Below are 14,150 nucleotides of genomic sequence, written 5' to 3'. Positions count from 1 at the left end.
CTTACGAGTCACCCTTCGGCAGATAGTCGTTGGTGTAGAACGCCTTCGGATTGGCTTTCGCCTTGGCGTCGAGGCCGCCATATTCGACCATCAGATTGACCGACTCCGTCATGTTCTGGTCGGTGACCTGAAACGGCCGCTTGGCCTTGGTCTCCGGCGTGCGATAGAGCGGGATCGTCAGCTCGAAGCCCTGCGTCAGCGTGTCGATCTTGCCGCCCTTCGGGTTGGCATCGAGGATCGACTGCGCGGCGGCCTTCGGGTCCTTCTCGGCGGCTTCCACCGCCTTTGTCGTCGCCGACATGAAGCGGCGGACCAAGTCGGCATTGGCCTTCACATAGTCGGAGTTCGCGATGATGCCCGACGACACCATGTTGATGCCATAGTCGGCGAACTTGATCGGATAGACGTCCTTAGCCGTGGCGTCCTTGATCTTCATCGACTGGTCCATCACGTAGCCGAGCAGCAGATCGGCCTGGCCGTTGATGACGGCGTTCAGCTTGGTCTGGCCGTCGCCGGCGACGGTGTTGAAGTCGCTTTCCTTCAGGCCGGTCTTCTTCAGGAACAGCGGCCAGATCTGCGTCATCGAATCCGCGGGCGTAATCGCGACCGTCTTGCCCTTGATGTCCTCCGGCTTCCTGATGTTCTTGTCGACGAAGCCCATCGCCGACATCGGGCTGGTCTGCAGCAGCACGCCGGTGGCGATCACCGGCGCACCCTTCACCGCGGCACGCATCATCGTCGGCACGTCGACATAGCCGAAATCGGCGGTCTTGGCCGCCACCGCCTGCGTGGTCGCGGCCGAGCCGCGGCCTTCCTGGATCTCGAGGTCGATGCCCTCAGCGGCATAGATGCCCTTGGCCTTGCCGTAATAGAACGGCGCGTGCTCGCCATAGACGTACCAGTTCAGCATCAGCACGACCTTGTCGGCCGCGGACGCCGGCGCCACCGCAAGCGCGGTCCAGGCCAGTGCGGCAATAACGGCAGTGAGCAATCGCATCAGATAATCCTCCCGTTGTTCTTTTTCGTCATTGCGAGCCACCCGGTCGGCGCGAAGCGCCGCCGGATGACAGGCTCCGCGAAGCAATCCATCGTGCAGCAAGTGGAGAAATGGATTGCTTCGTCGCTATCGCTGCTCGCAATGACGCTTGCTGTTGTTTCTGTGCACAAATCCTAGGATGCGAAGATGATGTCGTCGCGCTGGCTGACGTGCCAGGGGATCACCAGCCGCTCGATGCGGTCGACGATCCAGAACAGGATGACGCCGAGCAGCGCCAGGATCACCAGCGCCGCAAACATCGTCGGCAGGTCGAAGGTGCCGATCGAGCGCTGCATCACATAGCCGATGCCGGAATTGGAGCCGACGAACTCGCCGACCACGGCGCCGACCACGGCGAGCGTCACCGAGACCTTGAGGCCGGAGAAGATCGCGGGCATCGCGTGCGGCAGGTTGACCGCGCAGAACACCTTGAAGCGACTGCCCTGCATCGCGCGCGCGAGGTCAACCATGTCGGGATCGACCGACTTGAAGCCCTGCACCGCCGAGACCACCACGGGGAAGAAGCCGAGCAGGAATGCGGAGATCACCTTGGGGATGATGCCGAAGCCGAACCACACCACGAACAGCGGCGCGATCGCGATCTTCGGCACCGATTGCGAGAACACCAGCAGCGGATAGACGTAGCTCTCGACCGTCCTCGAGCCCGCGATCAGCATCGCTGTGGGAATGCCGAACAGCGCCGAGAGCAGGAAACCGCAGATCGTCGCATAGGTGGTCGGCCAGGACTGCCGCAGCAAGTCCGGCCAGTCGCTCCACAGCACCGCGACGACGTCGCCGGGCGACGGGATCTGATAGGCCGGGATGCGGAACAGGCGGATCGCGAGGTCCCACGCCACCACGATGACCACCAGGAACAGGAACGGGCGCACCCACGCCGCGTTCAGCACCTTCGACACGCCCGAAGGGCTCTTTGCCTCCGCCACGTCACGCTCCCTTGCCGTCTCTGTGTTCGTGCAGAAATTAACCCGTTGGATAAATACTGTCCAGCCCTCGCACACAGCAAAATCGCGCCGTAGCACGCGACTTTCGTCAGGCGAGATTTTTTTGGGAGGTTCGCCGCAGCCCGGATGAGCACAGCGATATCAGGGAAAATCCGTCCGCGCGGATGGTCTGTTCCGGATGTCGCTTCGCGCATCCGGGCTACGGGGCCACTGGCGTTCACACCACCCGGTGTTCCGCCGCGCGCAGCGGCGGCATCGCGTTGCCAAACGCGGCGGTGGACTTGCCGGTCAGCGCCGCCAGCACCAGCGCGGTCATGTGCTCGAGGCGCTCGTCGCGGGCGTCCTTCTTGAGCAGGTCGCGGCCGAAGATCACGCTCAGCGTGGCGCTGTTGGAGAGATAGAAGAACGCGAGCCCCGCGATCGAGATATAGAGCTGCACCGGATCGACCACGTCGCGGAAGTCGCCGCTCTCGACCCCGCGCGTCACCACGGTGCGGATCATCTCGACAAAGGGCGAGTGCATCGACTTGACCTTGGTCGAGCGCTTCAGGTGCTTTGCCTTGGCGAGGTTTTCCGTGTTCAGCAACGCCAGGAACTCGGGGTTGCGCAGAAAATAGTTCCAGGTGAAGGCGATCAGGCGCCCGATCGCCTCGGGCGGGTCGAGATGCTCGAGATCGAGCGTGCGCTCCTCGGCGCGGATCTTCTCGTAGGCGCCCTCAAGCACCTCGAGATAGAGATCCTCCTTGTTGCCGACATGGTAGTACAGCATGCGCTTGTTGGCGTCGGCATTGGCCGCGATGCGGTCGACGCGCGCGCCGGCGAGGCCATGGGCGGCGAATTCCTGCTTGGCCGCCTCGAGAATCCGCAGCCGCATCCCCTGAGGGTCGCGCTGCCATCTCTGTATCCGCTTTGCTTTCGCCAAATCGATCGCCCGTGATGCTGAACTGTCGAATGTAGCATGACGCGCGGCGTTTGAGAACGAATGTTGTCGTGACCGCCATGCGGGAATATTTTTCGCAAGTGCGGCGGCTTTCGTCATTCCCCGGTGCGCAATTGCGCACCTGAGGGCGTGCGCAGCACGAACCCGGAATCCATCGACCCGCACGTACCGGTGATGAATGGATTCCGGGTTCTCGCTTCGCGAGCCCCGGAATGACGAATAAAACTCAATTACCCGGGGTGCACGCTGTCGGGACGACGCGCGGATGCAACGCGGCCTAGTCTGGCTTTCCCTGTGAGGGCTGCACCAGAAGCGTCGGCACGCCGCACGTGCCGTTGCGCACCGTCATCACGCGCGTGCCGGGCTTGCGGCCGGTGCGAACCTCGGAGACGTCGACGCCGGCGGCAACCAGCCGCGCACGTGTGGCATCGGCGTCGGCGACGCGCCAGCAGATGCCGCGCAGCCGGTCCGGCGCGTCCGTCTCCGCCTTGACGTTTTCCTTGGCCGGCCGGTGCGTGACCTCGACCACGAGGTCGCCGCAGCGGAAGAACATCAGCCGGCCCCATTCGGGATGTGACCGGTCGAGCGCCATGTCGAGCCCGAGCCGCGCACCATAGAGTGCCGCCGCGCGCTCCGGGTCGGCGGTCGAGACCACCACATGATCCATCGCGGTGATCGAGGCCGGCGTGGTGCGCACCGATAGCGGCCGCTCCTGCTCGCGCTCCAGGAAGAACATGCGCACACCCCGTGTCGCATCGGTCGCCGCACGCGTCCGCTTCCACGCCAGCGTGGCGCCGCTGATCTCGTCGCGGCTCTCGACCTCGGCGACGGGCTCGGGCTTCAGGGTCAGCCTGTCGAGCTTGCGGTGTGTCCTGGCGATATCGCTGGTGCGGAAACAGAGGCTCGCAAGCCCCTCGCCTTGCGTGACGAGCGCGCTGCGGACGCGCTGGGCGGCATCATCGTCGCCGCGCGGCGCCATCAATTCCAGCGTCGTGTTGTCGAGCGTGAACAGCACACGGTCGGCGCCGTCGCCGCTGTTGCGCCAGGCCGGCGCCCGCGCGAAAAGCGTCTCGTAGGCGGCGCTGGCGGCGGCAATGTCGCCGGTGAGGACGACGACATGATCGAGACCGGTAATCATGGCTCTGGCCTCCTCGAATCTGCCGTCATTGTGCTTCTCCTTACGATCTCGGAACTGCGGCCTGCCACCGGCCGTTATGCCGCATACCAGAACGGCCCGGCACATCCATCATCTCTACCTGTAAACCAAGCAGGGATGCGAATAATTTCAGCGATATCGGCCGATCAGCGGTGCTAGTCTGATCGTCGGCCGGGACCACACCAAGCGATCACGGGAAGCGAATGCAGGCTCTCTTCATTGGACAGACCTATATCGACGTCACCTTCATCACGGATCACATGCCGGTCGGCGACGAGAAGCACGTTGCAGACGCCTATGCGGTGTCGTTCGGCGGCAACGCGGTGACCGCGGCGTTCTGCTGCGCCAAGCTCGGCGTCGAGCCGGACCTGATCGCCACCATGGCCAATGACTGGCTGGGACGGATGTTCTGGGACATGGCCGACAGGTACGGCATCTCGTTCCATCCCCGCAAGGTGAACTCCTCCTCGCTGTCCTTCATCATGCCCAACGACGGCAAGCGCGCCATCGTCCGCTGCCGCGACGACCAGCACATCCATCCCTTTCCGCTGCTGAACATCAAGGGCTGCCGCGCGCTGCACATCGACGGCCACCAGCCGGACGCCGCGATCCATTACGCAAAGCTCTGCCGTGAAGACGGCATCCTGACCTCGCTCGACGGCGGCGGCCTGCGCACCAACACCCACGAGCTGCTCGCATTCATCGACGTCGCGATCGTCGCCGAACGGCTGTGCGAGCAGATGGACAAGACGCCGGAGCAGATGCTCGATTATCTCAAGAGCCGCGGCTGCCGGGTCGGCGGCATCACCATGGGTGAGCGCGGCCTGCTCTGGTACGACGAGGCGGGCACGGTGCAAACGCTGCCGGCATTTCCGATTCCACGCAAGCGCGTGATCGACACCAACGGCGCCGGCGACGTCTTCCATGGCGCTTACATCTATTCCTATCTCGCCAATCCCGGCAAAGCCTGGCATGACCACTTTGAGTTTGCGCGCGCGGCGTCGACCTACAAGATTCAGAAGCTCGGCAACGAAGCCGGCCTGCCGACGCTCGCCGACATCGCGGCCGTCAAGCAGGAGTTCGGCGCCGCGGTCTGACAGGACGGAGTGGGGTAAGGCATGGGGCGCGTCTTCGTCGCCGGCAGCATCAATATGGACGTGGTGGCGACCGCCGAGCGCCATCCGAAGATAGGCGAGACGGTCGCGGGCGAGGCCGTGCTGTATTTTCCCGGCGGCAAGGGCGCCAACCAGGCGGTGGCATCGGCCAAGCAGGGCGTGCCGACCACGCTGGTCGGCCGGCTCGGCACCGACGCGTTCGGCAAGGAGCTTCGCGCCTTCCTTGCCGCGCAAGGCGTCGATCTCAGCTTTGTCAAGGACACCGGCGGCACGCATTCGGGCACCGCGATCATCACGCTCGCCAATGCCGATAACACCATCGTGGTCGTGCCCGGCGCCAACGGGCTGGTCGATACCGACGATGTCGCAGCACCCGTGCTTGCCAGGGGTGACGTCGCGGTCAGCCAGTTCGAGATCCCGCTGCCGACGATCGCCGCATTCTTCAGCCGCGCCCGCGTCGCCGGCGCCACCACGATCCTCAATCCGGCACCGGCGAAACAGGCCGACAAGGCGCTGCTCGATCTCGTCGATGTCCTGATCCTCAACGAGACCGAACTCGGCCTGCTGACGGGAGCAGAGCTGCGCGACAGCGATGATCCCTCCCGCTTCGCCGAGGCAGCACGGAGCCTGGGGCGTGGCAAGATCGTCTGCGTCACGCTCGGCAGGCGCGGCGTGCTGGCGCTGGTCGAGGACCAACCGCTGCTCGTGCCGGGACGCGAGGTCAAGGCCGTCGACACCACAGGCGCCGGCGATTGCTTCGTCGGTGCCCTCGCCTCGCAGCTCGCCATCGACAAGCCGCTTGGTGACGCGCTGACCTACGCCAACATTGCCGCCTCGATCTGCGTGCAACGGATGGGGGCCGCGCCGTCGATGCCGACGGCGCAGGAGGTGACCGCTATTCTCTCCCCGAGTCGTCCCGGCGAAGGCCGGGACCCATAACCACAAATCTCAATGTTGTGAGGCGCTGGAACGACGATCCCGTTCACAACATAGGCCGCGGAGTATGGATCCCGGCTCCGTGCGCAATCGCGCACTCGGCCGGGACGACGCTTGCTTACATTTGTGCCAGCGCGCTCTTCAAATCGAAGCTCGCATCCGCCGCCTGTTCCGGCGTGATCGAACCGCCCGCGCCGAGCAGCCGGCGGCCGAACATGTGATCGCCGGCACGGTTGACCGACTCGATGCCGAGCAACTTGTCGCCGCGGTAGCAGAACGCCGAGAACGCCCCCTGCGCGCGGTCGCCGCGCACCACGACGCGGTCGTAGCCGGTCGTGAGACCCGCCATCTGCAGCTTGTCGGGGCCCTGGTCGCTCCAGAACCACGGCAGGCCGTCATAGACCTCGGTCTTGCCGGTCAGCCGCGACGCCACGCAGCGCGCATGGTCGGTCGCATTCTGCACCGACTCGAGCCGCAGCGATCCGCCGAAGCGCTTGCTGGTATAGAGCGCGCAATCGCCGATCGCGGAGATATTCGGATCGGCGGTCGAGAGATGCTCGTCGACGATGATGCCCGATGCGACCGGCAGGCCGGCCTCCGCAGCGAGCTCGACATTCGGCAGCACGCCGACGCCGACCACGACGAGATCGGCCGGGATGTGCGTCCCATTGCTCAGGCTGACGCCGGTGACCTTGGCGCCATCGGCCTCGATCGCCGTGACCTGCACCCCGAGGTGGATTCGGATGCCGGCCGCGCCGTGGCGCGACTGCGAGAACTCGGAAATCTCCGCGGTCACCGCGCGCGCCATCACGCGCGAGGCGAGCTCGACCACGTCGACCTCGAGGCCCTTGGCTCGCGCGGTGGCCGCGAATTCGAGCCCGATGAAGCCCGCGCCGATCACGACGACGCGCATGCCGGGTGCGAGCAGATCGCGCAGCGCCTGGCTCTCGTCGAGGATGCGCAGGTAGCGGACGGCGTCGAGCTTTGCGTTGGGAATATCGAGCAGCCGGTTCCGCGCGCCGGTCGCGAACACCAGATGGCCGTAGTCGAGCGACGTGCCGGAGGCGAGAGTCACCTTCCGCACATGGCGGTCGACCGCATGGGCGCGATCGGTGATCAACTCGATCTTGTTGTCCTGGTAGAATCTGTCGGGCCGGAACATCAGGGTCTCGGGCCCGCCGGTCCCTTTCAGATAGGCCTTCGACAAAGGCGGCCGCTGGTACGGCAAATGACCTTCGTCATTGAGCAGGGCGATGCGCTCGGCAAAGCCGGCCTGGCGCAACGACGCCGCGAGCTGGAAGCCGGCATGTCCGGCGCCGACGATGATGACCGAGCCTGTCATCGGAACAACCCAAATACGCGCGAGCAGGAGTGACCCATCCCGTTTCCTCTTGTCGATGTTAGCTTGCGTGCCCCGTCACCACAGCGCTCGTGTCTGCGTACCGAAGGCGCGCGCTATTTGGCCCCATGGCTCGCGCTGATGCAAGGGGGTCTCGGGCAAATCTGGGCCCCCGAAAGCCGCGTCCGGACCCCTGCCGGATTGCCACGGCTCCCGGCAAGGCCTTAAATGTCCGGAAATAACAAGCCCAAGGTCTTCAAAATGCCAGCACCCGCCTCCGCCAACGACCCTGCCCTGCTCCGCATCGACGGCGCCATCGCGACCATCACGCTGAACCGGCCGGCCGCGTTCAACGCGATCGACATGACGATCGCCAAAAAGCTCGAAGAGCTCGGCGCCGAGGTCGAAGCCAACAAGGACGTCCGCGTGCTGGTCATCGAGGGCGAAGGCCGCGCCTTCTGCGCCGGCGGCGATCTGCAAACCATCGGTGCTGCGACCGAAGCCAAAAACATCGCGCCCGTGGTCGGCGAGATGCTGCATCACTACCATGCCTTCATCGAGACGGTTCGGCGGATGCCGAAGATCGTGCTGTCCAGCGTGCACGGATCGGCAGCCGGCGCCGGCATGGGCCTCGCCTTCGTGACCGACCTGTGCATCGCCGCGGAGGATGCCCGCTTCACGCCCGCCTATGCCAAGATCGGCGTATCGCCCGACGGCGGCAGCACGGTCGGCATCGTCGGCACGGTCGGGACCCGCCGCGCGCTGCAAATTTTCCTGGCTGAGGACGGCTTCACCGCTCAGCAGGCCTATGAATGGGGACTGGTCGTCAAGACCGTCCCCGCGGCCGAGTTGAAGGCCGCCACCCGGCAGCTCGCCGAGCGCCTGGCGAAAAATCCGCCCGCCGCGATCGCTGGGACCAAGTCGTTGGTCTATCAGGCCGCCACCACGCCGACCAAGCAGCAGCTCGATGCCGAGGAACACAAGATTATCACGTCGATGCACACCGAGGATTTCCGCGTCGCGGTGAAGAAGTTCACCAGCAAGTCGAAGTGACCGCGTGGCGCTTCCCTCGCGCTCGTTCCTGTGCCTCCGGCACGGGACCACCGACTGGAACAGGCAAGGCCGCTTTCAGGGCCTGACCGACAATGCCCTGAACGAGGCCGGCATAGCGCAGGCGCGCGTCGCCGTTGAGCGGCTAGCGGGCGTTGCGTTGGCCGCGATCGTTGCAAGCCCGCTGCGCCGCGCCGTCCAGACGGCGGAGGTCGTGGCGGCAACGCTGGGCAAAGAGGTGAGCATCGATGCCGGCATCATCGAGTGCGATTTCGGAAGCCTCGAGGGCCAGTCGATCCGTGAGACGATGCAACAGCATGGCATCACCGCGATGGATGACCTCACCTCGGTCCTTCCTGCGGATGGCGAACCATGGCCCGCGGTGTCCGAACGCGCGCTGCGTTGCGTAGCGACGTGGCAGGATCGGCATCCGCGCACGGACATCTTGTTCGTCTGCCATGACGGCGTGATGCAGGCGATGGCGCAGGTGCTGTGCGGAGGCTTCTTCGAGAACCGTCACGGGACGCCGTTCCGCTATGCACGGAACGGCGATGGCTGGAAGGTGGAGCAGATCGATTAGTTCGGGCAGATGTATCCGGTGCCGCCGGGTGCCTTGAAGCAGCCGACCGATTCCGGGATCACCTGCTTGGGCAGCCACAGCACGACCTTCGGAAAATAGATCGTGAAGCAGATCGTGACCAGGAACACGACGTAGATCGGCAGCGCCGCCCGCAACGCTTTTGCAAAGCTGATGCCGACGAATTTCGAGGCCATCAGCAGCACGAGCCCGTAGGGCGGCGTGATCAGGCCGAAAGCGAGTGTCGCGATCAGCACCACGCCCATATGCACGCCATTGATGTCCCCGGCCTGGGTCAGCGCGTTCACCAGCGGCATGAAGATGATGATCGTCGGCACCGGCTCGATGAAGTCGCCGACCACGGTGAACAGCAGCACCATCAAGAGCATGATGAGGTGCGGATCGTTGCCCGCGATCGAGGTAATCCAGTCGGCGATGTAGATCGCGCCGCGCAGATAGGCCAGCATCCAGCCGAACGCGTTCGCCGCGCCGATCGTGATCAGCGGCAGCGAGAAGATCAGGCCGGCCAGGCAGAAGTCGTACGGAATCTTTTTCAGGTGCCCGCGGTTCAGCGCCGGGATCACGACGAGGATGATGTAGGCGACCGCGACCACGCCGGCCTCGGTCGGCGTGAACCAGCCGGTCAGGATGCCGCCGAGCAGGATCACCGGGATCATCAGCGGCAGCGCGGCGTCGCCGGCAGCGAATGCGATCTGGCGCAGCGGCGCGCGCGGCTTGCGCAGGCCTGACGGACCGAAGAAATAGCAATAGATCATCAGCCCGAAGCCGATCATCAGCCCGGGCACCACGCCCGCCATGAACAGGCCGGCGATCGAGACGTTGCCGACCGCGCCATAGACCACCGCCGTGATGCTCGGCGGCACCAGCGCCGCAATCGTCGAGGCCGAGGCGATGATCGCGGCGATGAAGGCCGGCTCGTAGCCTTCCCGCCGCATAGGCCCGCCGAGCGCCCGGCTCATGACAGCGACATCGGCGGTGGTCGAGCCGGACATTTCCGAGAAAAACATGCTGAACACGACGACGACCTGCGACAGCCCGCCCCTGATATGCCCGACCAGCGAGACCGACAGGTTGGCGATGCGGACCACGACATTCGCCGAGCTCATGAGCTCACCGACCAGAAGGAAGAACGGGATCGCCAGCAGCGCCTCGGAATCGACGCCGTCGAATATTTTCTGAATGATCGCGGCAAGCGAGACATCCGACAGCATTGCGCCGACGAACACACCGGCCATCAGCGAGAACGGCACGGGCACGCCGAGATAACCGAAGAACAGGAAGCAGGACGACATCAACACCAGCACGACCGGTGCGCTCACGGCTGCACTCCCGTGGTGGCACTGGTGTTGATCGCAGGAATCGCAAGATCCTCGTCCGGCGGCTCCGGATGGTCAAAGCCGTTGCGGATGCCGTTGACGAGCTGCTCGATCGTGAACAGGCCGATCAGGATGCCGGACAGGGGAATCACCGCATAAAGCGACGCGATCGGCGTGCCGGACGGCAGCCGGAAACTGCCGAAGCCGCGGAGGTAATTTTGATAACCGTACCAGACCAGGCAAAAGGCGACGCCGAGCACCACCAGGCGGATGACGATCTCGACGGCCAGCCGCGACCGGCCGTGCATCGCCTCCGACAGCGCGGTGAGATAGAGATGATCGTTGCGCCGTGTCGCGACCGCAGCGCCAATGAAGATCGCGTAGATGAACAGCGTCGAGGTCACCTCCTGCAGCCACAGCCAGGGATGACCGATGGTGCGGGTGACGATGTCGGCGGTGACCGAGAGCGAGAAGCCGAAGCACAACAGGCCGCACAACATCATCAGGACCAGCTCGAGCCGATCCAGCGCCCGCCATTTCAGATGCCGCTGCCGTTGCAGCACCAGTCTGTCGGCGATGGCCATGCTTCAAACTCCGTCGTCCCGGCGAAGGCCGGGACCCATAACCCCCGGCTCGAGTTGCTTGCAGAAAGTTGGCGACCTAATCGCTCAACTGAAGGGCCGCGGCGGATGGGTCCCGGCCTTCGCCGGGACGACGTGGGGCGTCCGTTCAGTTGATCGCGCGGATCAAATTCTTGATCTTCTCCGCGTGCGGGCCAAGCTCCTTGGCGAGCTTGTCGAGATAGGGATCGGCGATCGCGGTAAAACTCTTCTTGTCCACGTCATCGACCACTTTGACGCCGAACGACTTCAGCTTGGTCAGCGCATTCCGCTCGAGCTCGAAGGCCTTCTGCGGCTCCTTGGCGCTGACCTCGTTGGCGGCCGCCTGCACCCATTGCTTCTGCTCGGCGGACAGGCTCTGCCACAGCTTGTCGGAGACGAACAGCAGCGCATTGTTGGCCTCGTGCTCGGTGATCGACAGCACCGGCGCGACCTCATAGTGCTTGTTGACGAGATAGACGTTGATGCTGTTCTCGGCGGCGTCGACCACGCCGGTTTGCAGCGAGGTGTAGACGCTGCCGAACGGCATATGAACCGTCTGCGCGCCATAGGCCGGGAACATGGTGTCCTCGGTCGCGGTCGCCTGCACCCGGACCTTCACGCCCTTGAGGTCGCCGACGTTGTGGATTTCCTTCTTGCTGTAGATGTGGCGGACGCCCTGCGAACCGGTGCCGATCACATGCAGGCCCTGCGCAGTCTCGTCGATCATCGTCCGGATGGCGTCGAACACCTGCGGGTCCGCCAGCGCCTTGATCACATGGGCGTCGTTGCGGAACAGGAAGTGCAGCGACATCACGCCGGCCTGCGGCGAGATCGTCGCCGTGTTGGCGGAGGAGACGATCGCGAACTCGATATCGCCTGATTTCACGAGCTGCAGCAGCTGCGGCTCCTGGCCGAGTTGCGCGCCGGGATATTGGTCGACGATCATCGTCCCCTTGCTCAATTCCTTGAGCTTCTCGGCGAACAGATCACCGGCGACCGAATAGCCGGTGTTGCGCGGCTGGTCATAGGCGAAGCGGAAGTGCTTGACCTCCTGCGCGCCGGCGCGCGCCGTCAGCAGCAGCGTTGCCGCGGCCATGGCGATCCCGACGATCCTGGCTGAATAGCCCATCGCGACGTTCCCCCTGTTTTTGATTGACGCGATCATCCCACCAGTCCCGCGGGATTGTCAATAAAACAGAAGGAATTAGACGACTGCAGCCGCTATCGTGCACTGCATCGCCAAAATTATCGACAATTCGGCAATTTCGCCGAACGACGCGCGCTACTTCCCCTTAGCGCGCATGAAGTCGAAGTCGCAGCCCTCGTCGGCCTGCAGGATCGTCTCGTTGAAGAGGTGCGCGTAGCCGCGCCTGGCCCAGTCCGGCGTGCCGGCAGGGGTCAGCGCGGCGCGACGCTTCTGCAACTCGGCTTCGTCGACCAGCAGATCGATGCTGCGCTTGGCAACATCGAGCCGGATCATGTCGCCGTTGCGCACCAGGCCGAGCGGACCGCCGACGGCGGACTCCGGCGTGATGTGCAGCACGATGGTGCCGAACGCCGTGCCGCTCATCCGCGCATCGGAGATACGGACCATGTCCTTCACGCCGGTGCGCGCGAGCTTCTTCGGGATCGGCAGGTAGCCCGCCTCCGGCATGCCCGGCGCGCCCTTGGGGCCGGCGTTGCGCAGCACCAGCACGTCGTCGGCGGTCACGTCGAGCGCGGGGTCGTCGACCCGCAGCGTCATGTCCTCGACCGACTCGAACACCACGGCACGGCCGGTGTGCTGCAAGAGCTTTGGGCTCGCCGCCGACTGCTTGATGACGGCACCGCGCGGCGCGAGATTGCCGTGCAGGATCGCCATCGCGCCTTCGGATTTGATCGGGTTGGTCTTGGGGCGGATCGCATCCTGCCCCGGCACGTCCTCGGCATTGGCGACGACCTCGCGCAGGGTCTGGCCGGTAATCGTCCTGGCATCGAGATCGATGAGGTCGCCAAGCTGGGCCATCAGCTTCGGCACGCCACCGGCATGATGGAAATGCTCCATGTAATGCTCACCCGAGGGCTTGAGGTCGACCAGCACTGGGACCTCGCGGCCAAGCTTGTCGAACGCCTCGAGGTCGATCTTGTACGGCGAGCGGTTGGCGATCGCCGTGAGGTGAATGAGCCCGTTGGTCGAGCCGCCGATCGCCTGCAGGACCACCTGGGCGTTGCGGAACGACGACGGCGTCAGTATCTCGCTCGGCTTCGGCCCCTTGGTCTTGGCCATTTCGGCGGCGACGCGTCCGCTGGCCTCTGCGGAGCGGAAACGTTCGGCATGCGGCGCCGGGACCGTCGCACTCATCGGCAGCGACAGGCCGAGCGCCTCGGTGATGCAGGCCATGGTGGAGGCCGTACCCATCACCATGCAGGTGCCGACCGACGGCGCGAGACGGCCGTTCACCGCCTCGATCTCGACATCGTCGATCTCCCCGGCGCGATACTTGCCCCACAGCCGGCGGCAATCGGTGCAGGCGCCCAGCACCTCGCCCCTGTGATGGCCGACCACCATCGGCCCGACCGGGATCACAACGGTCGGCAGATCGGCGCTGATGGCAGCCATGAGCTGCGCCGGCAAGGTCTTGTCGCAGCCGCCGATCACGATCACGGAATCCATCGGCTGGGCGCGGATCATCTCCTCGGTATCCATCGCCATCAGGTTGCGCAGGTACATCGAGGTCGGATGCGCAAAACTTTCGGCAATCGAGATGGTCGGAAACACGAACGGCATCGCGCCCGACAGCATCACGCCGCGCTTCACCGCTTCGATGATCTGCGGCACGTTGCCGTGGCAGGGATTGTAGTCGCTGTAGGTGTTGGTGATGCCGACGATCGGGCGGTTGAGCGCATCATCCGAATAGCCCATCGCCTTGATGAAGGCCTTGCGCAGGAACAGCGAGAAGCCGGCGTCACCATAGCTGGTCAGTCCCTTGCGAAGTCCGTCGGCCATTTTCTTCTCTTCCCGTGGTTGTTCGGCCGCACTTAAGGAGCGGCGAGAATTATTGTCAATATGAGATAATCTGGCGGTAGAGCGCGGCTGGTCTGCGGTAAAATCGCCCCCATT

Annotated in this window: 14 protein-coding genes; 5 read left to right on the top strand and 9 right to left on the bottom strand. The window is 64.7% G+C overall.

The features are described from left to right. Nucleotide 1: 1 nt before the first annotated feature. Nucleotides 2-997 (bottom strand): ABC transporter substrate-binding protein, encoded by a 996-nt coding sequence (locus ACE103_RS13095; RefSeq protein ID WP_375779757.1) that lies wholly within the window; start codon nt 995-997, stop codon nt 2-4. Between the two features lie 15 nt (nt 998-1,012). On the opposite strand from ACE103_RS13095, the gene ACE103_RS13090 reads away from it, so the two are divergent. Next, nucleotides 1,013-1,174 (top strand): hypothetical protein, encoded by a 162-nt coding sequence (locus ACE103_RS13090; protein ID WP_223968071.1) that lies wholly within the window; start codon nt 1,013-1,015, stop codon nt 1,172-1,174. On the opposite strand, the gene ACE103_RS13085 is transcribed toward ACE103_RS13090, so the two are convergent. The 3 genes from ACE103_RS13085 to ACE103_RS13075 all read right to left on the bottom strand — a co-directional run bounded on the left by ACE103_RS13085 (nt 1,171) and on the right by ACE103_RS13075 (nt 4,076). Next, nucleotides 1,171-1,980: an ABC transporter permease gene (locus tag ACE103_RS13085; RefSeq protein WP_375779756.1), complete on the bottom strand. Its 810-nt coding sequence runs from the start codon at nt 1,978-1,980 to the stop codon at nt 1,171-1,173. The two genes, ACE103_RS13090 and ACE103_RS13085, sit on opposite strands and share 4 nt — an antisense overlap. Nucleotides 1,981-2,215: 235 nt before the next feature. Next, complete coding sequence (locus ACE103_RS13080) at nt 2,216-2,872, bottom strand: TetR/AcrR family transcriptional regulator (RefSeq protein WP_375779755.1); 657 nt, start codon at nt 2,870-2,872, stop codon at nt 2,216-2,218. Between the two features lie 343 nt (nt 2,873-3,215). Beyond that, nucleotides 3,216-4,076, bottom strand: coding sequence for a VOC family protein (locus tag ACE103_RS13075; RefSeq protein ID WP_375779754.1), 861 nt, complete (start codon nt 4,074-4,076; stop codon nt 3,216-3,218). Nucleotides 4,077-4,297: 221 nt separating this feature from the next. Here ACE103_RS13075 and ACE103_RS13070 point away from each other — a divergent pair, with 221 nt between their 5' ends. Both ACE103_RS13070 and ACE103_RS13065 read left to right on the top strand, forming a co-directional pair. Next, a complete protein-coding gene (locus ACE103_RS13070; protein WP_223968075.1) occupies nt 4,298-5,191 on the top strand; it encodes a sugar kinase in 894 nt (297 codons plus the stop codon). A gap of 21 nt (nt 5,192-5,212) precedes the next feature. Beyond that, entirely contained in the window at nt 5,213-6,148 is a 936-nt protein-coding gene (locus ACE103_RS13065) for a ribokinase (RefSeq protein WP_375779753.1), read from the top strand. 115 nt (nt 6,149-6,263) lie between these two features. On the opposite strand, the gene ACE103_RS13060 is transcribed toward ACE103_RS13065, so the two are convergent. Next, complete coding sequence (locus ACE103_RS13060; RefSeq protein WP_375779752.1) at nt 6,264-7,487, bottom strand: NAD(P)/FAD-dependent oxidoreductase; 1,224 nt, start codon at nt 7,485-7,487, stop codon at nt 6,264-6,266. Between the two features lie 258 nt (nt 7,488-7,745). On the opposite strand from ACE103_RS13060, the gene ACE103_RS13055 reads away from it, so the two are divergent. Then, entirely contained in the window at nt 7,746-8,537 is a 792-nt protein-coding gene (locus tag ACE103_RS13055; RefSeq protein WP_375779751.1) for an enoyl-CoA hydratase/isomerase family protein, read from the top strand. Nucleotides 8,538-8,541: 4 nt separating this feature from the next. Then, nucleotides 8,542-9,114: a histidine phosphatase family protein gene (locus tag ACE103_RS13050; protein WP_223968079.1), complete on the top strand. Its 573-nt coding sequence runs from the start codon at nt 8,542-8,544 to the stop codon at nt 9,112-9,114. Here ACE103_RS13050 and ACE103_RS13045 read toward each other — a convergent pair. The 4 genes from ACE103_RS13045 to ACE103_RS13030 all read right to left on the bottom strand — a co-directional run bounded on the left by ACE103_RS13045 (nt 9,111) and on the right by ACE103_RS13030 (nt 14,036). Next, on the bottom strand, nt 9,111-10,451 hold the full coding sequence (locus ACE103_RS13045; protein ID WP_176532731.1) for a TRAP transporter large permease: 1,341 nt from the start codon (nt 10,449-10,451) through the stop codon (nt 9,111-9,113). The genes ACE103_RS13050 and ACE103_RS13045 overlap by 4 nt on opposite strands. Then, complete coding sequence (locus tag ACE103_RS13040; protein WP_375779750.1) at nt 10,448-11,032, bottom strand: TRAP transporter small permease; 585 nt, start codon at nt 11,030-11,032, stop codon at nt 10,448-10,450. The genes ACE103_RS13045 and ACE103_RS13040 overlap by 4 nt, the downstream gene beginning before the upstream one ends. A 145-nt stretch (nt 11,033-11,177) precedes the next feature. Next, nucleotides 11,178-12,146 carry a TRAP transporter substrate-binding protein gene (locus tag ACE103_RS13035; RefSeq protein WP_375781100.1) on the bottom strand — a complete coding sequence of 323 codons (969 nt, stop codon included), beginning with the start codon at nt 12,144-12,146 and terminating at the stop codon, nt 11,178-11,180. Between the two features lie 186 nt (nt 12,147-12,332). Then, the gene (locus tag ACE103_RS13030) at nt 12,333-14,036 is read right to left on the bottom strand and encodes an IlvD/Edd family dehydratase (RefSeq protein WP_375779749.1); all 1,704 of its coding nucleotides are present in this window, start codon (nt 14,034-14,036) and stop codon (nt 12,333-12,335) included. Nucleotides 14,037-14,150: the final 114 nt, after the last annotated feature.

The sequence above is a fragment of the Bradyrhizobium sp. ma5 genome (assembly GCF_042258955.1).
Taxonomy (GTDB): domain Bacteria; phylum Pseudomonadota; class Alphaproteobacteria; order Rhizobiales; family Xanthobacteraceae; genus Bradyrhizobium.
This window is presented reverse-complemented; position numbering and strand designations above follow the sequence as displayed.